Source organism: Microcystis aeruginosa NIES-4325 (genome assembly GCF_008974145.1).
GTDB classification, from domain to species: Bacteria; Cyanobacteriota; Cyanobacteriia; order Cyanobacteriales; family Microcystaceae; genus Microcystis; species Microcystis aeruginosa_G.
This window is the reverse complement of record NZ_BJKP01000005.1, coordinates 51,029-73,956: the sequence shown is the minus strand read 5'-3', so window position 1 is coordinate 73,956 and position 22,928 is coordinate 51,029. Positions and strand designations below refer to the sequence as shown.

Genomic DNA, 22,928 nt, shown 5'->3' with positions numbered 1-22,928 from the left:
CTGACTCCTAACCCCACCAACAAACTTTTTCAGCAAACCCTAATCACTGCCTAGTAATTTAGTATTATACATCCACTGACATCAATTCCTCGACTAAATCAAAATTAGCAGTTACCGATTGCACATCATCGAGGGATTCTAGGGTGTCGATTAACTTGAATAAAAGACGGGCCTGCTCTCGATCGCTCACTTCTAGGATATTAGTGGGAATCCAGCGTAATTCTGCTTCTTTGACTCTAAATCCCGCTTCTTGCAGAACTTTATTCAATCTCTCCAGGTTAGACACCTCAGTAAACACCTCTGCCCCTTGACCTTCCTCCTGACTCTCAAAAAACTCGTAGGATTGGGCTTCTCCCTCTAGGGAAGCTTCTAAAAGCTTATCCTCATCAATAGTTCCCTCAAGGCGAATTACCCCCTTATGGTCAAACATCCAGCCCACACAGCCCGTTTCGCCTAAATTACCGCCATTTTTGCTAAAAGCCGCCCGCAGATCCGCTGCCGTGCGATTGCGATTATCGGTCAGTGCTTCGATCAAAATCGCCGCCCCTCCAGGGCCATAACCCTCGTAGCGAATTTCTTCAAAAGCCGAGTCATTTTCAAAAGTTCCCGCCCCTTTAGCGATCGCTCTTTCGATATTTTCATTAGGAATACCAGCTGCCTTCGCTTTTTCGATCGCCGTGCGTAGTTGAAAATTGCCTGCCGGATCGGCAACCCCGTTACGGGTAGCCACGATAATCGCCCGGGATAACTGGGTGAAAGTTTTGCCTTTTTTTGCGTCAACGCGGGCTTTTTGTCGTTTAATATTTGCCCATTTACTATGACCAGCCATATCTATAACAGTTATCTTAATGGTGACGTACACTGTGTCATTGAAAATGCTCGGTGTGAAATACTCTCAAGGTCGTTGAGAGCTTCCTATTTCACGGGGGATTGCCTCAAGACGGACTTACGCCCAGCTTTTGGTCTTACATCCCCTCTATAGGCAGTATCGCGCTTTTCCTAACGAAAATACCCTTTGACGTAGCTCAGGGCAAGTATCCGTAAGGCTTCATTTTTGATATTTGTTGCCGCATTTATGTCCCGGTCATGAGTTGTCTGAGAATGTTCACAAGTCCATATTCTAACATCAAGGGATAAAATACACACTTGATTCAGACAGACATTACAAGTCTTAGAACTAGGGAAAAACCTATCAACTTCAATATAGGTTTTTCCTTCCCATTCTGCCTTGTATTTGAGCATTGTACAAAACATTCCCAAACCACAATCACTAATAGCCTTAGCTAAATTATGATTGCGTACCATGCCTTTGACATTGAGATTTTCTACCGCAATAACTTGGTTTTCGTTAACTATCTTACGGGATAGCTTGTGGAGAAAATCCTCACGACATCTTGAGATTTTAGAGTGAACTTTAGCTACTTTACCTCTAGCTTGTTGACGGTTGTTACTTCCCTTCTTTTGACGCGATAGCTTTTGTTGTTTCCTTTTTAAGTAGCTAGGCAGAATTAAACTTAAAACAGTGAGTTTCGTATCCTCCTTTTTGAGCGCGAGCTTCGATCCCTTGTTTAACAGCGATCTCTAAATCGTAATCATCGGGAAAAATTTGACCTACCAGTTCGTGAGTTTTCAATTGATGCCATTCAGTTTCAATAAGATTCATTTCAGAGGAATATTTGGGCAGTTGAAAGAAAAATAATCCTTGCTGCTGCCACTTATCCCAATATTCTCTGACTTGCTTACTTGTATGAATGGGATGATTATCTTGAACGATGACGGTAATCTCCCCCGTCTTTTCAAAATGTTGGGCAGCAAGTTGGACTTGCCATTCGAGAAGCTTAATATAAGTGTCCCCGTATAGAGAGCCTAATTTCAATCCATAGTCAAAACTCACGCCCACCGAGTAAAGTCCCCGAATATTTAATCTTTTTCCTCATCTTTTATAGCAGTTCTCACGCCTGTGTGGCACAATTAAACCTTTAATAATTAAACTTTTCAACATTGATAATGTACCTCTTGCGAACAGGAACCGCTATATTCAATCTGAAAAATGGCGTTCTGGGGTTGTCATATTCTTGAATGTAAAGTTTTGTTACGAGATTCAACATTTCTGCCATCACCCCATTGGAAAGGAACAGCCGTTAATTGTCCTAAGGCATTGGTGACAAAGCTTCCTGTACTACCATCCAACCCATCACCCCCATTAGGATTAAAGGTAGTAACGTGGGCCCCATTACCAAAGTTGAAGGTGACACTCACAATATCACTGGCGGTTCATGTTTGGTTGAGCAGGGAAGTTCCCCCATTGTCAAACTGATAGGTAATAACCGCAGTATCACCGGCATTAACGTTATCGACACCACCAAGGTTTTGTGAAACAGTATCCGATAGGTAGCGGTAAAAATGGCGGCATGGGCGGGAATGGCACTGAAAACGGAACAAGTCACCGCAGAAAGGCAAAGGGCTTTAAGCAGTTGATTAGTCATTTTTGATTGATGGCAAGTTAATGTCATGGCTAAGAATGGGGAAAAATTGCTATTTATACCCCATAAATCATTGCTTAATAGTAATAAGCAGCCTCATTCTACCCCCCCGAATTTGTCAAGTATTCTCCGTTTTTGATTGATGAATCTGGAAAAAGCTAATCAGGGAGAGACTGGAAGGGTTCGCCAAGTAAACATCTTAAATTAATCGGTAATGATTAAGATTGCGCTATTTTAGGGGTTAGGGGGGAGCAAACCTAACCCTCAAGTAGAAACCAATCAAGTTCAACGCTATCGGGAACTCCTCAACTGCGAGCGAGTGAGACGGATTTATCTGAATGAATTAGAAAACACTCCTCAAACTTCCATTGGTTTAGCCACAGTGCAATTAATCACCCTATCTCAAGCAAAAGCGCTTGATAGTACCCGAAAATTAATCCAAAGAGTGCGGCAAGAATTAACCCCCGACCAAAAACCGCAAGAACTCTTACAATTAATAGAGACAATTCTCGTTTATAAGTTACCGCCTCTCAATCGTCGGGAGATAGAAACTATGTTTAGTTTAGATGAATTAAAACAAACTCAGTGTTTTCAAGATGTGTGCGAGGAAGCGCGTCAGGAAGGCAGACTAAACAAAGCACTAGAGGCGGTTCCTCGTTTGTTAGCCTTAGGGTTAAGCGTTGAGCAAGTCGCATCCGCCTTAGAATTAGAGGTTAAACAGGTTAGAGCGATCAGCAGTCCGCGCATTTAAATTCGCGGGCAGCTTAATCTTTATCCTTGCACTGCTAAGAAACTTACCTATGACTAAAAGAGCTTTACTACTAATTAATCGTCACTCACGCAAGGGTAAAGAAAACTTTGCTCAAACTGTTGATCTGCTTAATAATTGGGATTTTGAAATTATCAGCGTCCCTTTTAAAAAGGTAGAAGATATACCTTTTTTGTTGGAAAAATATCGCTCTAGTATTGATTTAGTTATCGTCGGTGGTGGCGATGGGACTCTTAATGCTATGGCGGATATGTTGGTAGAAACTCAACTGCCTTTAGGCATTATACCTCTGGGAACGGCTAATGATTTAGCCCGGACTTTAGGGATACCGAATTCTATTGCCGAAGCTTGTCGAATTATTGCGGAAGGTAATTTAAAATATATCGATTTAGGTTGGGTAAATAATAAATACTTTTTCAACGTGGCTAGTTTAGGATTAAGTGTGAAAATTACCCAAAAACTGAGCAAGGGTTTAAAGCGACGTTTAGGAATTTTTGCCTACGCTTGGACAGCCCTACAGGTATTAAGTAAAACCCGTCCTTTTACTGCTATGATCGGTATTGATGGAGAAAATATCAAAGTTAAAACCCTACAAATAGCGATCGGAAATGGTCGTTATTATGGGGGAGGAATGCCGATCGCTTACGATGCCCAAATTGATGATCAAAGATTAGATTTATATAGCCTAGAAATTCAACACTGGTGGCAAATTTTCCCGCTTTTGTGGACATTACCGCGAGGACAACAGGGTTTATTATCTTGGGTGAGAACTCTTAACGGCAAAGAAATTCAAATTGAGACTCGTAAACCCCATAGTATCAATACCGATGGCGAAATTACTAGCACTACTCCCGCCATGTTTCGAGTTATTCCAGCAGCCATAGGGGTCTATATTCCCCGTCAGGAAACACAATCTTAAAATTAACGAAAAGGAGGAGAATACAATAAACCCCCCTTTGTCCAAAGATTATTTAAACCTCGATCGAGTTGCAGGGGTTTACCGATTTCCCGATCATAAATTTCACCGTAATTACCCACCTGTTTTAAGACTCTTTGGGCAAAATCATTGGGTAAACCCATATCTTCGCCTAACTTCTCATCGATACCCAAAAAGCGCCGAATACTGGGGTCTTTGCTGTCGGCAAAAGTGGCAATATTTTCTGAGTTAATCCCGAATTCTTCCCCTTGAATTAAACTAAAAACGATCGAGCGGACGGCATTCGACCAAGCGGGATCACCATCGGCCACGGCCGGGGCCAAGGGTTCCTTCGATATTACCACTTCTAATAATTGATGATCCTGCGGTTGGGGAAAAACCGAGCGCCGGGCCACCAATTGGGAGCGATCGGAGGTGACAGCCTGACAGCGCCCCGCCTGATAAGCTGTATATAAAGCCTCCACATCATCGGAAACGATCGGTTTATAACCTTGCACTGCCGCTTTTGCCATGGCATCGGCCAGATTTTGTTCTGTGGTGGTTCCCGATAGCACACAAATAGACTTTCCGCTTAAATCTTCTAATTTCTTAATATTACTGGCTTTCGTGGCCATAATTCCTTGACCATCATAGAAAACCGGGGTGATAAACTCCATCCCCAGGGCGGTATCCCGGTTAATCGTCCAGGTGGTGTTGCGACTGAGGATATCCACTTCTCCCGTCTGTACGGCAGTAAATCTCTCTTGGGGACTAAGTTTACGATATTCGACTTTGGAGGGATCATCAAAGATAGCCGCCGCAATAGCTCGGCAAATTTGCACATCTAAGCCCAAATATTCGCCTTTTTCATTAACAAAGCTAAACCCTGGCACTTCTCCGTTAATGCCACAAATTAACTTACCGCGATTTTTCACCGTTTGCAAGCGGCCCGTATCGGGACTATTTGCAGTGTTAGAACTAGAATTCGGTTGATTTTCCGTCCCACAGGCAGTAGTTAGCAGTAACAGTAGGGACAATGCACAAAAACGCCACTTTAGCATAGATATTCTCTGAAAAATTTTTTTAGTCACTTAATTTTAGCTGAAAGACCAGAGCAAACTTAACAGTATAGCGACGATCGCACCGATAACCGTATTGATCACATTGACCAATTCATTAGTTAACCACAGAAAGCGAGTTTGTAGGGTAGCGCCGATGAGACTTTCGATATTGGTAGCGATAAAGGCCGCAATTACGCACCATAACACACCCAGAAGATCGATCGCACCGATAGCCCATGCTAACAGGGAAATAGCCGTGGCTGCCAGCAAACCGGCGATCGTTCCCTCTAAACTAACAGCCCCTTCCGTTCCCCGGGGGACGGATTTAAAATTAGTAATCAGATAAGTAGTTTTACCGTAAGCTTTGCCCACCTCACTGGCAGTAGTATCGGCTAATTTAGTGCTAAAACTAGCCACATAAGCGAGTATGAAGAGGTAATTCCAGGGAGAAGCGGCAAAAAGACTTAGGATAGCGCAAATTGCCCCCGCTAAAGCGGAACCCCAGACATTTTCTGGACCGCGTACCCCCGCTCTTTTTTCGGCGATTCCCTCCGCTTCCTTGCGCGCTAAACCGATGCGGGTGACAGTAGAGCCGACAAGGAAATAGAATAAAACAATTAGATAACCGCGCCATCCCAAGCTTCCCCAGACAATTACCCCTAAAACCCAAGCATGGAGATAACCCATCGGAGTTAAGAGCTTTTTTGGCGCAATTGCAGCGATTCCGAGGAGGACGGTATTGAGAAGAATAGCGACGAGCCAAGGATTAGTTAACATAGTATCTGGGCAAGTTTACATCCCCTATTGTATCGATCGAGTCCATGAAAACTAATCAACCTTATCAACCTCTTTTACTGCGAATTCTGCACGGATTAACGGGAATTGCCCTCATTGCCGCCATGGTTACGGCCTATTGGACCTATGATACTTTTGACGGTCGTTGGTTAAAACTGCCTTTACCAGAATATCGAGAAATTGAAAGTATTCATGGCACTTTTGGCCTCTATACTCTGATTATTTTTCCCGTTTTTGCTATCTATGCTTTTCGTCGCGGCAACAAAAGATTAATTCAAAGTGATTCTCTTAACAAATTAACCCAATTTGGTAAGCCGATTTGGTGGTATAGTCTCCATCGTTTAGTCAATACTTTGACTCTTTTTGCCCTCACTTTTGCTTTGTATAGTGGCCGGATGATGGATTCCGAATGGCTACCAGAAGGGGAATTAAATCACTTTTGGTATTATGCCCATTTGCTCAGTTGGTTAATTATGGTAGTATGTCTGGTGCTGCACCTGCTCATGACTGCTAAAGTGGGAGGAGTTCCCCTGTTATTATCTATCCTTAAATGGGGTTTTCGTGAACAAGATAATCCGAAATTATGGTTATCTCAATTACGTCAATGGCGGTTAAGTTTGCGTCTAGCCAATACTTGGCAGTGGCTACAATCTCTTAACTTATATAAAGTCTTAGAAATTGTTGTTTTATTGGCTATTATAGCGGCTTGGATTGTTCCCAAGTTTGACTAGATCCAAGGGATCAACCTACCAAAGCGGATCGGAGTATAAATGAACGGTTAAAGAATCTCGATCGCATGGAATACCAGTAATACAACTACAAATTTGAGTACCATCATCTAATTCTACTTCACAGGCGTGACAGGAACCCATTAAACAGCCGGTAGGAATCTCAATTCCTGCTTTTTTGGCCACATCTAATAATAGTTCTCCAGTTTCCGCTTCCATGATGATATCATCGGGTAAAAAACGCACTGAAATAGTCATAATTTCTCCTTACAAATGAGCAAAAATAGGGTTAAGATTTAAATGTTCTTCCAGTAAATTAGCCATATTATCTAGGGTTATTTCTCTTTGTTCACTATAGTTAGCAATTCCCGTAGGCAAAGATAATAAACCGCGACGCTGACGCAGATGATTTAGCCAATTTCTTCGCCAAGAACCATTATCAAAGATACCATGTAAATAACAGCCCCAAATTGACAGAGAATCATTGACAATTCCTAGACTAGCATCTTCCACGAACATTTTTTGATAACCTGATTCACTTTCCCATGCGCTTATTCCCTGGTGAATTTCGTATCCTGTTACTGGTAAACCCCCTTGGGGATAATTGGATAAAACGTGTCGTTGACGAGTAATTTTTTCGGCAGTAATTACCGTTTTCAATGGCAATAAATTTAAGCCAGCTGCCTCACTATCGGAACCTTCTTGATGGTCAGGATCCAAGATTAATCGCCCTAACATTTGCAAACCACCACAGATGCCAAAGATAATACCTCCCCTTTGGTGATAGGCTTGTAATTGATTAGCCATACCACTTTCATTAAGAGCAATTAAATCAGCGACAGTGGTTTTAGAACCGGGGATAATTACCCCATCGGGATCACCTAAAGATTCCTGTAATTCTAGATAACGGACATTAACCGTTGCTTCACCACAAAGAGGGTCAAAATCAGTAAAATTAGCGATATGAGGCAGACGAATGACACTGATATTTAGTTCAGCTTTGGGTTTTTGGGCGGGGCGATCGAGTAAACTGAGAGAATCCTCGGCACTTAAAAAGATATCGCTATAGGGAAGAACTCCTAAGACGGGAATTTTTGTATAATCTTCTAGCCAAGTAATCCCCGAATCTAAGAGAGATTTTTGTCCGCGAAATTTATTGATCACAATACCTTTAATTAAAGCTCTTTCCTCCGGTTCTAATAATTCTAACGTACCAACGACGTGAGCAAAAGCCCCCCCGCGATCAATATCCACCACTAAAATAGTAGCGGCATCGAGATATTTAGCCACCCGCATATTAGTTAAATCCCGATGTTTGAGATTTATTTCCGCCGGACTTCCCGCACCTTCACAGACAACTAGATCAAATTCTGCCGATAATTTAGCTAAAGATTCTTTAATTGCTTGCCAACCTTGGTCAAAATAATTCTGATAATAATCCGCTGCCGTGGTGACACCAACAGCCTTGCCTTTAATAATCACCTGAGAGGTCATATTTCCCTGGGGTTTTAATAAAATTGGGTTCATTTCTACCCGGGGAATTGTCCCCGCAGCCCATGCTTGCACCGCCTGGGCGTGACCCATTTCTTCCCCTCCAGCGGTAACATAGGCATTAAGGGCCATATTCTGACCTTTAAAGGGTGTTACCTGCCAACCTTTCCGGTTGAATAAACGACATAAAGCGGCAGTTAAAAAAGATTTACCCGCGTGGGAAGTCGTCCCCACTACCATAATTGCTTTCATCTAGTTTTTTTATTGAGCATTTTCAGTGAACAGTAATCGGTAAACAGTAATCAGTTGATACTAAATCCGTTGAGTATATGCTACTTATAAGGACAGGCACTCATGCAAGAGGCTAATAACTGAAAACTCACATCTGAAAACTCACATCTGATAACTGATAACTGATAACTGATAACTGATAACTGATAACTGATAACTGACTCCCGACTCCTGACACCATTAAAAAGAAAACCAACGTTGCAGAGTATTGACAAATCTTTGCCAGAAAGTGGGTTGAGGGAAAAAGTCTCCTTGGGGTTGCCATTTTTCTATTAATTTTCTCCCTAAAGGAGTGAGACGAAAACTATCGGTTATTCCCTGTCCATCTACTTCGCGCCGCAAAATTCCCACTTTAATCAACCAGAGAAGATAGCTTTCCGCTGCTGCTTCCGTCAGCAGTCTGGAAGTATAACCTTTCTCCAAACCCCCAGCACCAGGGATGCTTAAAAGTGATACACTTCGCTCCAGCATAGCCGCAAATAGGGTGACACGGAAAGGAGAACAACAGAGGGCGCGTTCGGCCCTGGTGATGGTAGCATCAGGATAATTGATGGCGGTAACGGTGGCAGTCGATAGGCTCATGGATTCTGGTGGTTTAGCTATTGATAAACTCATTGTTACATTAATCTGGCCTCAACCCCTGTCAACCCCAATCACCGATAAAATAGGGATGAAGTGTTAAGTAGCTTGAGTGTTTATGCAGTCTCCCGAACCGTTCGATACTAAATATACCCCAGAGGAAGTGGAAGTGGAAATTGAAACCGACGATTTCCCCCCCGTTGATACCCCGGTTAGTTTCGCTGCCACTGTTGAAAAAGTGAAAACTTGGTACGGCAGCCTGTCCACACCAGCACAGGTAGTTGTGGCAGTGGCGGGGGTTTTTGTGACTTTTTCCATTTTAACGGCAATTTTACGCCTAGTTAGCGCAGTTTTAAGTGCTTTAATCCTCGCCGCTATCTTTTATCTCATCTATCGTTACATCCTCAAACCGAAAGTTTAGTCGGCTATGCACATTTTCTATTCAATGTCAAGAGTTTAGTTGATAAAAAAAATTTATGGAAGAAACAGACACCAGAGATATCTTGGGGGAAAATGTGGCTAAGTTGGGACTGGCCCAGATCCAGCGTCATCTATTTCTCTGCTGCGATCAGACTAAGCCAAAATGCTGTGACAAGCAAGAAGGGTTAGAAGTGTGGGATTATTTAAAGAAACGGTTAAGTGAATTAGAACTCGATCGCCCTAGCGCGGACCGTCCAGGTTGTATTTTTCGCACTAAAGCCAACTGTTTGCGGGTTTGCAGCCAGGGTCCGATTTTATTAGTGTACCCGGAAGGGGTCTGGTATGGAAGGGTAAACAAGGAAGCGATCGAAAGAATTATCCAAGAACACCTAATCGGTAATCAAATCGTCACCGAATATGCTTTCCTTTGCCACGATTTACCGGCAATTTCCCTGAACTGTCCGGGAGGAGAACCGGAAACAATAGAGGAAAACAGCGTTAAAACTAACTGAAACCCTAATTAACTACACATATCTAACTACCTTTTACCTTTTGCCTGTCGATCCTTTGTCCGTCTCCATTCCCCCAACCCTGCAGCCCGGAAAATAGCGATGAAAGAGACCAACAAAGACAACAAACAACTTTTATTAATCGACGATGACCCAAATTTAATACTTTTGGTGAAGGATTATCTAGAGTTTCGTGGTTATAGGGTGACAACCGCAGAAAACGGTCGGGAGGCCTTAGAAATCCTCGAACGTGGGGCAAATGCTGCCAAAGCAAGGGAAATGCCCGATATGATTATCTGCGATCTGATCATGCCGGAAATGGACGGTCATGCCTTCCTCGAAAAAATTCGTCAGGACAGTCGTTTTAGTGGCCTTCCCGTGATCTTTCTCTCCCCTAAGGATCAAAGTCAGGACAAGGTGACAGGTTTAACCGCCGGGGCTGATTTTTATATGGTCAAACCCTTTGAACCGGAAGAATTAGTAGCCCTGGTGGAGTCTTCCCTCACACAAGCGGGCCGGTTGCTGAAACGCAGCGCCCGCGTTCATTCTCCAGATGTCACCTCTTTTCAGGTTCCGGGTAATGTGGAATTAACCCCAACGGAGTTAAAAGTAGTACAAATGGTCGCTCAAGGACTGGCTAATCGGGAAATCGCAACAAAACTCAATGTTAGTCAACGGACAATCGAAAGTCATGTGTCGAATATGCTTCATAAAACTGGTCTTCATAATCGCACGGAATTGACTCAGTGGGCGATCGAAAGTAATATCATTTTTCTTTATTCCTAGCAGGTATCCTAGACTAAATCCTGTTTAAGAAAAGTGGGGAGAGGATGGCTAAGGGTAATTAACCATCCTTGCCATCTAACTATTAACTTCTTTTTCTTAAACCAACACCCGCTAAACCAACGGCTAACAGGGCAAGCAAGGAAGAAGGTTCGGGAATGGGAGTTCCCTTAAATTGAACCTCAGAGAAGCCAGTACTACGAAGAAAACCTGGAAGTGATTGAAAGTTACTATTAACAACAAACCGGACAGAAGACGCAGTAACTGGGCTAAAACTAAACACTTGTGGAGGCTGAATAAGTAAATTTCCACGAGCGAAGGAAGTAGGGGCGCCTGGTATGGTAGTCCAAGTCGTACCATTGGTGGAGGATTGAACCGTTACGCCATTAATCCCCAGATTGCGAACAAGAAAACCGCTAAGGTTCCAGAAGCTAAAACCTTCGAGACTATAGGCACGACCGAGATTAAAAGTGATATTGCCAGTGGAACTGCCTAAAGCTGAAATCCAAGCATTACCCCCTGCTGACAAATTATGATTGCCCGTCAGACTTGGGTTGTTACCTGGCAACCCGTCCCCATTGACGGTCTCGACTATACCAGGAAACAACAAAGAGTTCCCCATATTGGTTGAGGCAGTGATATCAGGAATCAGGGCGGGGGCGGCTTGGGCGTTTTGTGCCACACCCAACATCAAGCCTAAAGTGGCAGTGGATAAAACAATCGGTGCAATCGTGACTTTCATTGGCAAACTGTTTTCTGTAAAGTTTAGTTGATTTAAGGTTAAGTAGATGTGAAACACCCAGTTATATCTTAATTTTTTTTTAAGCCCATTTCTGCTATTTTTAATACAGTTTTTTTTGCGTTTTTATGGTATGGGATTCAGGTTTATTCTCTCAATATCAGAAAAAAAAGAGCCTCTCTTGGCTCTTGGCTGAAAAATGTTCACATTGCAGCAGCTGTGACTGGTAGAGGCGTTCATCACCATAAACCCAAGAAGGCCAAAATATTCCCCAGCTTGCTGTATTGTCTGTTCTGCGGCTCAAATGACTATGGTAAAATCGGTCAACTAGAAATGACGGGAAACGATTTTTTCGATGGTTGCTTGGGTATCCTGCAGCAGTTTCTCGCGACTATCTCTAGTATTAGTCAGACTGGGAACGAGATTACGAGCTTGTAAAGCCATGTGAAGCTGTAGTTGAGCTACATACTCGCGGATATCTTCACGGGTTTCCGATTGGTGAGGATGAAACATAGAGAAACTGGAAGGGTCGTCTAGCTGATGGTGTCTTGTCGATGACTCCTCTACAAGTTATCACGAGAGCTTAGGTTCCAGTCAAGGGTCGGCTCCAACTCTACACATTTCTCAACAAAACTGATAAAAGTTATCTTAATGGTGAGGTACAAAGTTTTGCTTTGGGGGAGCCGAGCGTCGATACTATGGGAAAGGCTGTATCTTGAGAAAATAATGCAGCTAAATAGACCGGAATTTAAGGGGTATTTTCCTGAAAAGAATCACTATAATTAAATAAAAATGGTACGCTATTTTTTCCCGATCCATCCATGACTAAAACCCGGGGCATTTGCGCCCCACCTTCGCGCCAAGCTTCGATCGCTTCTTTCTGTAAAACTAATCCGCCTCCCTGTTCTTTTAAAGTTTCTGCTAATAGTCTTTGTGCCTCAGCTTTCCCTTTAGCGCGATTAATTTCTGCCTGGGCCTGTTGTTCCGCTTCTTGGGTGATATAAACCGCTCTTTGGGCGCGTTGTTCTGCGATTTGTTTATCTTCGACAGCCCGGGCAAATTCTGGAGAAAAATTCAAATCTACCACACTGGTATCTAAGACTAGAATACCATACTTTTCTAACCGAGTCGATAGGGCATTATCAAAGTCTTCTTTTAACTCACTGCGTCGAGTAATTGCCTCCTCTACGGTTCTTTTAGCTGCGGCAATTTTAAAGGATTCTTGGGTTTGAGGGGCGATAATTTTAGCGACAATATTTTGTAGGGTGCCTTGGGTTCTTCTAATGACCACTACCTGGGTAGGATCGAGACGAAAATTAATCGCAAAACTAGCTGATAAATCCTGTAAATCTTTAGTGGAACTTTGGGCGGGAACTTCAAATTTTTGCACCGTAACATCGTAAATATCGACACTAGAAACAAAGGGAGGTTTAAAGTGCAATCCCTCCAATAAAACCCCGTCTTTAGCCTTTCCTAAAACACTTAAAACTCCCGCTTGTCCGGGGGTGATAATCACATAGGCATTAAAGGCCGCTAAAATGACAATAGCAGCTAATAATCCCCCGATCAGGGAAAGTAAATTAATAGCATCTTTCTGGTTCATAGTTTATACTCCTTGACGAGGGACTAAAGCGAGAATTTTTGTGGCGATCACTTGATTAACGGGCATCACTGACAGACGATTTCCTGTCCTTACTAATAATAATTCATCGGCGGTAAAATTTTGTTTTAAAATTCCTAGGGGCAGCAGTTGGGGAAAAAGGCGATCAAATTCAACTTTAACCGTCCACCAGCGCGGGGAATCTGGAGATGATTTAGAATCATAGTAGGGACTATTGCGATCGAATTGTGTCGGATCGATCCTATCGGTTTCCACTACGCGCATCAAGCCCACAATCCCCGGCGGGGTCGTATTAGAATGATAAAAAAAGGCCAGATCTCCCCGCTTCATCTGACGGAGAAAATTGCGGGCCTGATAATTTCGCACTCCCTCCCAAATAGTTTGACCATCTTTTTTTAAATCCTCGATACTATAGACATCGGGTTCCGATTTCATTAACCAATAATTTAAATTCATCATTTATAGTTGTTATTAATTCAAATAAGCTCAAAAATATTTTTAGCCGTTCCTGTCAGCCTTGTTACCATAGGGTTAAATATAATTCACTTTGGCTGCTTTTGCAGTTCTACTCAAACAATTATTGAGAAGAATGTATCTAAAAATACTTTTGTTAGCAACAATTTTTCAGGACTATGAGCCTTCAAGTCTAGCTATTCTTGGCAACCGTCAGTTTTTCCCTATGGCTAAAAATAATTTATTCTCCAGCATTAAATCGCTCAAATAAGCTGTAAAATAAGATACATTGCTCTAAAAATATCTAGCCAATCCATAGATTATCGGTGTTCCAAGCCACTCGCCGCCGTTTAGCCTTATGGTACACTGTTGTCACTGCCATACTACTGCTTTTTCTCGCTACGGGAATGTATTTTTATGTGCGCCATACCCTAGTGGATCGCATTGATGATACCCTCAAACACATCATTGAGGTGGTAAATCGTTCCCTCGTGATCGAATCGATTCCCCCGAACCAAGGACGTTATCGCGTCGATCCCCTGGCAAGTTTTCCCAGTCAGGGTAAATCTGTGGAGGACGATCATATAGATTTGGAATGGTTCGATCCCCAAGGTAATCTAGTTTGGTCAACTCTGGCCGAATCCTTAGATATTCCCCTCCATCCCCACCGTCAAGGGGAAACTATTCGCTTATCCGATGATCGTCTGCTGCGACAAATAACCGAAAGGGTGGAAATCGATCATTATGTTTTGGGATATCTGCGGGTAAGTCATCCTTGGTTTGAGGTGACAAAACCAATTAGACAGCTATTATTGGATTTAATCCTCGGAATTTGCCTGATGATTGCCAGTGTCGCCGGAATTGGTTGGTTTTTGTCCGGTTTAGCCATTCAACCAGTAAAAGAGTCCTATCAGAGTTTAAAACAATTTACCGCCGATGCTTCCCATGAATTACGCAATCCGATCGCCACTATCCAAACTAACGTGCAAATGGCGATCGCTTATCCCCAAACTGGCGATCAACGCTTGCAAGTGATCGAGCGTTTAACGGAAAGATTGGGCAATTTAGTCAATGATCTGCTTTTTTTAGCCCGTTCTGATAGTGGCATCGTCCAACCGATCGAGCAAGCTGTACCTTTGGATGCTTTATTGATGGAAGTGGTGGAAGAACAGCGTTTAATCGCCGATAAGCAGGGAATTTCCCTCTCTTTGTCGATCGTGGAACCGGACCAAGAGGATTTTTCCTACAGCGATGAAATGTTTACTATGGGGGGAGATTGGGATCAATTAGCCCGTTTATTCACAAATTTAATTTCTAATGCCCTAAAACACGCTTTTTTACCCGAATCTGAGCCTAAAAATGTGGCTGTGGAATTGGAAAAAAGTAAACGCGATCGACAATCGGTGTTACTGGTACGCGTCAAAGATAACGGAATCGGGATTCCCGAGGCTGCTTTGTCCCATATTTTTGATCGCTTTTATCGTCTCGATCCTGCGCGACAAAATTCCGCCACTTCCGGGGGAACAGGATTAGGATTAGCGATCGCTTTAGCGATTACCCTCAGTCATCATGGACAAATTAGCGTCGAAAGTCAGATCGATCAAGGAACAGTTTTCACCGTCACCCTACCAAAAAGCTATCAACGGGAGAAAAAAACCGAAAAGTCAGAAGCTTAACACCGCTGACTTTTTTTCATACCCCCAAGGGAATTCGAATCCCTGTCGCCTCCGTGAAAGGGAGGTGTCCTAGGCCACTAGACGATGGGGGCTTGGATTTCAGACCTTTTTAAATATAACAATAATCTTTCTGGGAGTCAAGGGTTTTGGCAAAAATTTTTTTTATCCCGCCCTTGCACAATAGGATAGTCTAAATGAAGATGATATCGCCCAAAATCCATGGCTGCCGATCCCTATAAAAGCCGACTGTTCAACCTGATCAACCGTCGTTTGATTCGTCTGAAAGATAACCTCGGCCGCGTCTCCCGTCGCGGTCAAAATGCGATCGCTCTTGCCCTGCAAATAGCTATCTATCCCGTCTATTTGCTGGTACAATCCCTGCGGATGACGGCTAATCAATTGGGGAACAGCCTCCAGAAACAATTATCACCCTCTGGCAAAGAGGGGACGGATGCGATCGAAGAATTTCTCCAGAGCTTATCTGACCAAAAAACGCCATTTATTGGCATAGCAGCCGATCTAGAGGATCAAGCTTTAGTTTTCGTCACTAACGATCACCAGACTGTTAAAATCACCGATAATCAAACCCAAAGACAAATAGAAAAACAAATTAGGACGGCACTGGCTAACTACGCCCTCGAAAAACGGAAAATTAAGCGATTAAACCCTCAATATCCGCCTTTATTACCGAATTTTACCGACAAAAATCCCGTCTTGCCTCCGATCCGTTGGTTTTGGAACCTACTACGCTGGGAACAACAGGGACAAATAGCGATCGCCATAAATCTCTTCCAGGAATCCCATCTCGTCAAAACCTCGACACCACCCTCCTTACCACTGCCTAATTTAAATTCTCAAGCAATTTTAGGAGTCATTGACGAAAAATTAGCGATTTTCGAGGCTAAATTTCTCGCTATCTCCCCCGCAATCCCCAGCAGTTTGAGCCACACCTCTAACCCTCCTTCCGATCTCCTTAACGAATCCCCGACTCTGGAGAAAAATTCCTCCTATCTCTGGCACCTTTATTGGTTAGTTTATGCGGCGATCGAGCATTTCTGGGCAAAAGAGAAGAATAATTTAGCATATAGTGCCGATTACCCCGCTTTATCGGCAAAATATCCCCTAAGTCTTCCTAATTCTCTGCTGATCACCTTCAAGCAACGTCTCCAGGATTGGCTAGAAAAACAAACCCAAGCGGATCCCTTCACGATCGGCAAACTCATCCAAGCGGCGATCGATCACTTCTTTTCCTCTCGCCAATCCCTGACATTTTCCGCCGTCAGCGAGCAACCTTGGCTAGAATCCGCCGATATCTTGGCTATTTCTCCCCAAGACTCCGAAAAACCCCGCTTTAAACCCGCTCATTCCCTTCCCCAGTCCCCAGTCACCCCAGCAAAGCCAGATAGCACAAAAGGAGCTTTTAGTCAAGAAAAACAAAATAAATCTTTACAAAAAATCCCCCCGGCCGTTGCCGAAATTATTCATGGAGAATCCCCCCCCGCCCCCCAATTAGATCCCCGCTACACTAGGGAGATAATTCAACCAATTAACGAAGAATGGCTAGAAACCGAGTCAACTCCTCTCGGCTACGTTAAACACCCCTTAGAACGGATTTTAGAGGGATTAGATGCGATTATTTCATGGCTGGAGGAATTAGTTATTAAAATTTGGCGTTGGTTGCGCTACAATCGAGGCATTTCTAAATTACTCAAACGCAAACGTTAATCAGGTCTGAAGTCACGGCTACTGTTTTTGGCTATACCAATTGCGCCACAAGCTGGAACTACGAATCACCAGCCAGAGTAGCAATAAAGCGATTAAACCGCCATTTTCTGGGGCGCTGAGGGCAAAAAGCACTAAAATAAAACATAAAAATTCCTCGGACAAAGTCACCCAAATCGGTAAACCGTGCAAACGAAAAAACCAGCCCACTTGTACTAACTTGATCACAAAAGCGAGTAATCCCCCTACTCCCGCAATTAACCAAAGGGGTTGCAGATTTAACTGCAACATTTTCACCATGGTTAAACTCATTAACGCTCCGACGAGCGGACTGGTAAATAAAGAGATACTCTGTAGAACCCGCTGCCCCAAAAGACTCTTGGAACCCAACAACTCGAATAACGACCAACTAACCAAAATCGCCAGTAAAACTTGAGGATGAAGACGCGATAATAACGGGACATCCTGCCAGAGATTAGTTCGTAGCAAACCAATAACCAACAACGGTAAAGCAGTGCGCAGACCAGCCGCCGTCGCCGCCGAAAGTACCGCTAAAATTCCAATTAACATAGATTTCAGTTAAGCTAAGACGCATTTTCACCGCCTATCCTTGGATTAGTTGAGTCTCCCCCAATCTCTTTACTGTTGCCTGTTGCCCCTCGCAAGAGGGCCTCATCTCAACAAGCAATTTAAAATTGAAAGATTTGGCGTATTCTTCTCCATTCTATATTTTCCGATCGAGCGACAAAGGTTAAATTTTGGGAAACACTGCAATATGCTGGCAGTCATCCTGGCTAAAAACACGCTATTTTATTAACTTAATAGTAACCGCGCTTTAGGAGTAAACAGTTTTTATGGACTCCCTGACAACCCTCCAATGTCAAAACCTAACTTGTCTAGCCCCGAACGCTCTCACTAATAGATTCTGTGAAAAATGTGGTACTCCTTTAGTTAAGCGCTATTTATGGATGATGGGTGATTGGGGGAGAACCTATTATCGTGTTGGTGAGCTAATTGATAATCGTTATTTGGTCAAACAACCACAAGTTGTTATTGATACTAAACCCGCTCAAGCACCCCAAGCGCCGGACGAACCTCCTAGCTGGATTTCCCTCTACCTAAAATTGTTACCCCTTCATCTTCACATTCCCCAAATCTACGGCTATATTCCCAGTCCCGACGAACGCTTAAATATGGACATCTGGCTGTTGGAATACGGCACTATTCCCCTCGATGAAGCGGGAGAATTAATTTATCCAGAACTATTGCCCACTCTCGGCGAGGTTTGGTCGCAAGCTTCCGATTTAAGGCAAATTCACTGGTTATGGCAAATGGCCAAACTCTGGCATCCCCTCCAGAAAAAAGCCGTGGTCTCTAGTCTGCTTAACCCTTTTCTGACGAGAGTGAATAATCAGCTGCTGCAATTGCTAGAATTAAGCAAAGACGAAGCCACCGCTCCCAATTTACGAGATTTAGGGGCTTTCTGGGCCAGTCTGATCCCGACGGCAGCCGCTAATGTTCAAGATTTTCTCGCATCCCTAACCCAAGAGCTAGAATCCGGTGATCTCGATCGCCCAGAATCCCTGGTCACTATTCTCGATTATGCACTACAGCACTACGGTGGAGGTCAAGATCGCACCTATGAGATTTTTACCTGCACCGATACTGGTTCGCTACGGGAACACAACGAGGATGCCTGTTATCCCCCTGCTAATCAGGCCCTAACCCTCGCTCATGGTCAAAATCCCTTCGACAAAGCTCAGGGCAAGCCCCTAGCGATTGTCTGTGATGGCATCGGCGGTCAGGAAGGGGGCGAAATCGCTGCGCAATTGGCGATCGAAACCCTGTCTAGGGAAATTAATCAGGGTCCCACCACTGATATTGAAGTCTGTCCCGATAGTTACAGTCTTGTCCTCGAACAGGCGATTCGTGTCACCAATGATCTGATCAGTCAACGCAATGATCAGGAGTCAAGACAAGATCGCCGGCGCATGGGTACGACTCTAGTTATGGCTTTTGCCCAGAACCAAGAAATGTACGCAGCCCATGTGGGAGATTCCCGTATCTATTGGATTACTGCCCACGGTTGTCATCAAGTGACCGTGGATGATGATCTCGCTTCCAGGGAAGTGAAATTAGGCTATCTCCTCTATCGTGATGCCATACAGTATCCCAACGCCGGGTCCTTGGTGCAAGCTTTGGGGATGAGTAGCTCCAATAATCTCCATCCCACTGTTCAGAGGTTGATTGTTGATCAAGATTGTGTTTTTCTCCTCTGTTCCGATGGTTTAAGTGATTATGATCGGGTAGAACAATACTGGGACAGTGAAATTCTGCCTCTTTTGCGAGGAGAGAAAACTGTAACCGCCGTGGGGGAAAGTTTATTACAACTAGCTAACCAGAAAAACGGTCACGATAACTCCACCATCGCCCTAGTTTATTGTCGGGTAGTTCCTGCGGCTGAACCCGTCACGCCTTTAGTTTATACTGAGGCCAAAGAACGGATTATTGCGGATCTGAATGACCAAGATTTTGCTCCTAGTCAGGAAACCTACCCCGGAGAAGAAGTGGTGACGGCAATACCCGCTCCCTCCCCCGCATCTTCTTCGGTTCCTAGTCCTACCTCTCCCCCCCAGCGCACTACCGTTTCTACCCCGATGGGAGCGATCGCTATCGGTGTCCTCGTTTTGCTGGCTGCGATCGCTTGGCAATTCCTGAGTCGTGATACCGCTTCCAATCCATCGATTTCTCCTGCACCTGTTAACGATATCAGTCCGGTGACGACACCTTCCGCACCTGTCACCGCTCCTAGTCCCCCCAATCCCTAATTCCCACCTCCCCACTTCCCTATATGTGGTCGAAGATTAATCGGCTTGTCGGGGGTTGCCAGAGCGAGTTAAGATAAAATGCCTGATTAACTGCCGAGTCTATCATATATGGTTGATGCTGCGACGTTCCCCTCCGACACCTCCGCGATCATTGATGCCTTTGAAACGCCTCTAGAGTTTAACTTTCAACTGCCGGATCCCGAAGATGAAACCATCCAAGATCACGACTTTCAGCAGCAACTGGATTCTTTTTGGAAAGTCTGCGATCGCTTTGATTTGCAAACGGAAATCTGGCGGGGGCGAATTTTGCGAGCTATTCGCGACCGGGAGAAGCAAGGCGGTGATAGTCGGGGTACGGGCTTTTTAAACTGGTTAAAACAGCGAGAAATCACTAAAAGTCAAGCTTATGCTCTGATTCAATTGGCTAATAGTGCCGATACTCTCCTGGCGGAAGGACAACTGGATCCCGATAGTATCAATAATTTTAGTAAACGCGCCTTCGTAGAAACGGCCAAATCTGCCCCCGAAATTCAAAAATTAGTCAGTGATGCAGCCCGACAAGGGGAAAGAATTACCCGTCGGGAGGTAAAGCAATTGGCCGATGAATGGACGGCGATGAGTTCAGACTTACTACCCGATGAAGTGAAGGAAAAAGCCAGCGACGGCAGTTTACCGGCGCGTCATCTCGCCCCCCTAGTGAAAGAATTAGAAAAGTTACCCGATACTCATATCGACACTCTCCGTCAAGAAATCGCCGCTAATCCCGATGTAGATACGGTAAAATTAATTACCTCGGAAGCACGCAGTTTAGCCAAATATCTCGATGCGGCGGCCCAAGTGCAAACTCTCCGACGGGGTAATTTAGATATTGAAATGGCTCTAGAAGAAGCTTTGCGCGTCGATTGTCTAAATACGGCGGCGGATCTGGTTAAACAAGCCACACAATTAGAGCAGGCCGTGGCTAAACTTTATACTACTTGGAAACGTTTGGGTAGTTTGTCCGATCGCCTCTATGTAGATACGGGAGCAAGTAATCCCCATCTGCGATCGATGTTAACCTGTTTGGAAAGTTTAACCAGTGAAGTGATCGAAGTAGAACTGGATGAAGGTGGTCAAAAAATGGTACGTTTACGCATTATCAGCGATGGGGGAAGTTAGATGCTTTGTTGGTGGTTGGGTGTTGGGTGTTGGGTGTTGGGGTGTTAGGGTTTTAGGGTTTTAGTTGAAATTCCCCTATCCCCCCCATTACCCTATTCCCCCATTCCCCTAACGGCTTGCTGCTATAATCTCTGAATATCCTCAATTTTTATGAAAACTTATTAATAGATACTTGACTTTATGCTAAAAATCAAGGAAAAAAAACAAATAATTAGCATCGGTTCCATAACTGCGGCGATCTTGCTCAGTTTAACCCTAATTCCTGCCGCTATGGCCAAGGATGTGCTTCTGAGAGTGGGCATTGTCCAACGTTTTGGCGATGAAGCCAAGGAAAAATTAACCCTCAGTAGTACCAGTGGTGATAATCTCACCCTCCGCATGGTGGGAGAAGATGGCCAATCCCAAACCCTGCAAACCAATCGCCTACAATTAGAAGTTATTCCCCGTCCCCTCGCTTCTCCCATCCTCCAAGAAAAAGTCATTTTGAGCGACCACGCCACCTTTGAAACCGCCGAAAATAGCGCCAAAAATTGGGCAAAAATGGGCATTAAAGTAGAAATTACCCAACCTGGGCGCTGGCAGGTTTGGGCAAAGCGAGAAGTTTATGAAAATCCCCTAGTGCGGCGTTGGTTGCTGACCAGTTTGCAAACCAAAGGCCACAATCAACCCTATATTAATAGTGTTTTACTCAAAGAAAAGCCGCAAGTTTCTTTCCAGATCAACGGGGTGCGCTATTTTCCCAAAGAATTGGAAATCGAGAGCCAAAAAAACCTGATTCAAGTCACCCATAGCCCCGATCAGGTACGTTTGTACGGAGGGACTATGCGCCTACAGCCCAACGCCTACGGCACTTTTACCCTAGTTAATAACGTTCCCCTCGAAACCTACCTGCGCGGGGTTGTACCCCACGAAATCGGTCATGATGCCCCAGAAAGTGCCACCCAAGCGCAAACTATTATCGCCCGTACCTACGCCCTCCGCAATCGCCGCCGTTTTCAAGCCGATAATTACGAACTCTGTGCCGATACCCATTGTCAAGTTTATTATGGATTGACGGGAACTAATCCTCGGGCTGATCAAGCGATCTCATCCACCCAAGGCCTGGTTTTAACCTACCAAAATGAGTTAGTGGATGCCCTTTATTCCTCAACCACCGGCGGGGTAACTGCCCTCTTTAGTGATGTTTGGGATGGGGAAGAAAGACCATATCTCCGGGCAGTGGTGGACTCCCCTAATCGAGTCTGGGACTTGTCGAAACAATCTCTCGCTAATGAGACAACTTTTCGCCAGTTTATTAATCTTAAAGATGGTTTTAATGAGACGGGGCGACGGGTTTTTCGCTGGCAAAAACAAGCTTCTTTAGCTGATTTGAGTCAAGACCTAGAAACCTATCTAACACGGCGAAAACATCCCCTCGCCCATTTCCAGCAAATCCAATGGATGGAAGTGACTAAGCGCTCTCCTTCGGGTCGGATTCTGACTATGACTATTCAAACCGATAAGGGGATTTTGGAACTGCATAAAAATGAGGTGCGTAGTGCCTTAGGACCGCCTCGCAGTACCCTATTCTACATCGATCCTATCTACGATACCAATCGACAGATTAAGGGTTATAACTTTATTGGTGGCGGTTTCGGCCATGGGGTAGGATTAAGTCAATTTGGTTCCTATAATTTAGCCCGTTTGGGTTGGTCTCCCGAACAAATTCTCGCTTTCTATTATCCCGGTACCACCATCCAAACTCTCAATAATTCGATTATCTTTTGGCGAGGAAATTAAGCAGTTATCAGTTATCAGTTATCAGTTTCTCAAGGCAAGAGGCAATAGGCAAAAGGCAAGAGAAAGGCTCTGACAATTCTCCTACCTAAAAAGAGGATTAGAAACTAAGTAGAGCAAATATTTGACT

The 22,928-nt window shown here is 44.2% G+C and carries 22 protein-coding genes, 1 tRNA gene and 3 pseudogenes; 11 read left to right on the top strand and 15 right to left on the bottom strand.

What is annotated here, in order from left to right:
- Positions 1 to 64: 64 nt before the first annotated feature.
- From MiAbW_RS04245 to MiAbW_RS19900, 4 genes and pseudogenes are all read right to left on the bottom strand, one after another.
- Positions 65 to 829 (bottom strand): YebC/PmpR family DNA-binding transcriptional regulator, encoded by a 765-nt coding sequence (locus MiAbW_RS04245; RefSeq protein WP_151695064.1) that lies wholly within the window; start codon positions 827 to 829, stop codon positions 65 to 67.
- A gap of 86 nt (positions 830 to 915) precedes the next feature.
- Positions 916 to 1,494: pseudogene (locus MiAbW_RS04240) on the bottom strand (RNA-guided endonuclease TnpB family protein); the annotation flags it as partial.
- A 4-nt stretch (positions 1,495 to 1,498) separates the two neighbouring features.
- Positions 1,499 to 1,894, bottom strand: coding sequence for a transposase (locus tag MiAbW_RS04235; RefSeq protein ID WP_172967341.1), 396 nt, complete (start codon positions 1,892 to 1,894; stop codon positions 1,499 to 1,501).
- 191 nt (positions 1,895 to 2,085) lie between these two features.
- A pseudogene (locus tag MiAbW_RS19900) lies at positions 2,086 to 2,486 on the bottom strand (PEP-CTERM sorting domain-containing protein); the annotation flags it as partial.
- Positions 2,487 to 2,739: 253 nt separating this feature from the next.
- On the opposite strand from MiAbW_RS19900, the pseudogene MiAbW_RS04225 reads away from it, so the two are divergent.
- Positions 2,740 to 3,234, top strand: a pseudogene (locus MiAbW_RS04225) (Rpn family recombination-promoting nuclease/putative transposase); the annotation flags it as partial.
- 49 nt (positions 3,235 to 3,283) lie between these two features.
- Positions 3,284 to 4,171, top strand: a complete 888-nt coding sequence (locus tag MiAbW_RS04220) for a lipid kinase (protein WP_151695062.1) — start codon at positions 3,284 to 3,286, stop codon at positions 4,169 to 4,171.
- A gap of 2 nt (positions 4,172 to 4,173) precedes the next feature.
- Here MiAbW_RS04220 and MiAbW_RS04215 read toward each other — a convergent pair whose 3' ends face one another.
- Positions 4,174 to 5,229 (bottom strand): amino acid ABC transporter substrate-binding protein, encoded by a 1,056-nt coding sequence (locus MiAbW_RS04215; protein ID WP_151695061.1) that lies wholly within the window; start codon positions 5,227 to 5,229, stop codon positions 4,174 to 4,176.
- Positions 5,230 to 5,265: 36 nt separating this feature from the next.
- Positions 5,266 to 6,006: a TIGR00297 family protein gene (locus MiAbW_RS04210; protein WP_151695060.1), complete on the bottom strand. Its 741-nt coding sequence runs from the start codon at positions 6,004 to 6,006 to the stop codon at positions 5,266 to 5,268.
- A 44-nt stretch (positions 6,007 to 6,050) separates the two neighbouring features.
- Between MiAbW_RS04210 and MiAbW_RS04205 the strand changes: the two genes are divergently transcribed.
- A complete protein-coding gene (locus MiAbW_RS04205; RefSeq protein ID WP_151695059.1) occupies positions 6,051 to 6,755 on the top strand; it encodes a cytochrome b/b6 domain-containing protein in 705 nt (234 codons plus the stop codon).
- Between the two features lie 15 nt (positions 6,756 to 6,770).
- Here the strand turns inward: MiAbW_RS04205 and MiAbW_RS04200 are convergent, their stop codons facing one another.
- The 3 genes from MiAbW_RS04200 to MiAbW_RS04190 form a co-directional block, all read right to left on the bottom strand.
- Positions 6,771 to 7,010, bottom strand: a complete 240-nt coding sequence (locus tag MiAbW_RS04200; RefSeq protein ID WP_151695058.1) for a 2Fe-2S iron-sulfur cluster-binding protein — start codon at positions 7,008 to 7,010, stop codon at positions 6,771 to 6,773.
- Between the two features lie 9 nt (positions 7,011 to 7,019).
- Positions 7,020 to 8,495, bottom strand: a complete 1,476-nt coding sequence (cobQ, locus tag MiAbW_RS04195) for a cobyric acid synthase CobQ (RefSeq protein WP_151695057.1) — start codon at positions 8,493 to 8,495, stop codon at positions 7,020 to 7,022.
- 219 nt (positions 8,496 to 8,714) lie between these two features.
- A complete protein-coding gene (locus tag MiAbW_RS04190; RefSeq protein WP_172967342.1) occupies positions 8,715 to 9,116 on the bottom strand; it encodes an Npun_F0494 family protein in 402 nt (133 codons plus the stop codon).
- Between the two features lie 115 nt (positions 9,117 to 9,231).
- Here MiAbW_RS04190 and MiAbW_RS04185 point away from each other — a divergent pair, with 115 nt between their 5' ends.
- From MiAbW_RS04185 to MiAbW_RS04175, 3 genes are all read left to right on the top strand, one after another.
- Positions 9,232 to 9,534, top strand: coding sequence for a hypothetical protein (locus MiAbW_RS04185; protein ID WP_151695055.1), 303 nt, complete (start codon positions 9,232 to 9,234; stop codon positions 9,532 to 9,534).
- Between the two features lie 55 nt (positions 9,535 to 9,589).
- A complete protein-coding gene (locus tag MiAbW_RS04180) occupies positions 9,590 to 10,045 on the top strand; it encodes a (2Fe-2S) ferredoxin domain-containing protein (protein ID WP_151695054.1) in 456 nt (151 codons plus the stop codon).
- A 99-nt stretch (positions 10,046 to 10,144) separates the two neighbouring features.
- Positions 10,145 to 10,828: a response regulator transcription factor gene (locus MiAbW_RS04175; protein WP_151695053.1), complete on the top strand. Its 684-nt coding sequence runs from the start codon at positions 10,145 to 10,147 to the stop codon at positions 10,826 to 10,828.
- 82 nt (positions 10,829 to 10,910) lie between these two features.
- Here MiAbW_RS04175 and MiAbW_RS04170 read toward each other — a convergent pair whose 3' ends face one another.
- The 4 genes from MiAbW_RS04170 to MiAbW_RS04155 form a co-directional block, all read right to left on the bottom strand.
- Positions 10,911 to 11,567: a discoidin domain-containing protein gene (locus tag MiAbW_RS04170; protein WP_151695052.1), complete on the bottom strand. Its 657-nt coding sequence runs from the start codon at positions 11,565 to 11,567 to the stop codon at positions 10,911 to 10,913.
- A gap of 324 nt (positions 11,568 to 11,891) precedes the next feature.
- The gene (locus MiAbW_RS04165; protein WP_045360613.1) at positions 11,892 to 12,077 is read right to left on the bottom strand and encodes a hypothetical protein; all 186 of its coding nucleotides are present in this window, start codon (positions 12,075 to 12,077) and stop codon (positions 11,892 to 11,894) included.
- Between the two features lie 235 nt (positions 12,078 to 12,312).
- Positions 12,313 to 13,167: a prohibitin family protein gene (locus MiAbW_RS04160; RefSeq protein WP_151695051.1), complete on the bottom strand. Its 855-nt coding sequence runs from the start codon at positions 13,165 to 13,167 to the stop codon at positions 12,313 to 12,315.
- 3 nt (positions 13,168 to 13,170) lie between these two features.
- Complete coding sequence (locus MiAbW_RS04155; protein ID WP_151695050.1) at positions 13,171 to 13,644, bottom strand: EVE domain-containing protein; 474 nt, start codon at positions 13,642 to 13,644, stop codon at positions 13,171 to 13,173.
- A 320-nt stretch (positions 13,645 to 13,964) separates the two neighbouring features.
- Between MiAbW_RS04155 and MiAbW_RS04150 the strand changes: the two genes are divergently transcribed.
- Positions 13,965 to 15,314, top strand: coding sequence for a sensor histidine kinase (locus MiAbW_RS04150; RefSeq protein ID WP_151695049.1), 1,350 nt, complete (start codon positions 13,965 to 13,967; stop codon positions 15,312 to 15,314).
- Positions 15,315 to 15,333: 19 nt separating this feature from the next.
- Here MiAbW_RS04150 and MiAbW_RS04145 read toward each other — a convergent pair.
- Positions 15,334 to 15,406, bottom strand: a tRNA-Glu gene (locus tag MiAbW_RS04145).
- A gap of 127 nt (positions 15,407 to 15,533) precedes the next feature.
- Between MiAbW_RS04145 and MiAbW_RS04140 the strand changes: the two genes are divergently transcribed.
- The gene (locus MiAbW_RS04140) at positions 15,534 to 17,039 is read left to right on the top strand and encodes a hypothetical protein (protein ID WP_151695048.1); all 1,506 of its coding nucleotides are present in this window, start codon (positions 15,534 to 15,536) and stop codon (positions 17,037 to 17,039) included.
- Positions 17,040 to 17,057: 18 nt separating this feature from the next.
- Here the strand turns inward: MiAbW_RS04140 and MiAbW_RS04135 are convergent, their stop codons facing one another.
- Entirely contained in the window at positions 17,058 to 17,606 is a 549-nt protein-coding gene (locus MiAbW_RS04135) for a DUF4126 domain-containing protein (protein WP_151695047.1), read from the bottom strand.
- A 284-nt stretch (positions 17,607 to 17,890) separates the two neighbouring features.
- On the opposite strand from MiAbW_RS04135, the gene MiAbW_RS04130 reads away from it, so the two are divergent.
- The 3 genes from MiAbW_RS04130 (at position 17,891) to MiAbW_RS04120 (ending at position 22,801) form a co-directional block, all read left to right on the top strand.
- Complete coding sequence (locus MiAbW_RS04130; protein ID WP_151695046.1) at positions 17,891 to 19,864, top strand: protein phosphatase 2C domain-containing protein; 1,974 nt, start codon at positions 17,891 to 17,893, stop codon at positions 19,862 to 19,864.
- Between the two features lie 108 nt (positions 19,865 to 19,972).
- Entirely contained in the window at positions 19,973 to 21,022 is a 1,050-nt protein-coding gene (locus MiAbW_RS04125) for a hypothetical protein (RefSeq protein WP_002765465.1), read from the top strand.
- Positions 21,023 to 21,202: 180 nt separating this feature from the next.
- Positions 21,203 to 22,801 carry a SpoIID/LytB domain-containing protein gene (locus MiAbW_RS04120; protein WP_151695045.1) on the top strand — a complete coding sequence of 533 codons (1,599 nt, stop codon included), beginning with the start codon at positions 21,203 to 21,205 and terminating at the stop codon, positions 22,799 to 22,801.
- Positions 22,802 to 22,928 lie beyond the last annotated feature (127 nt).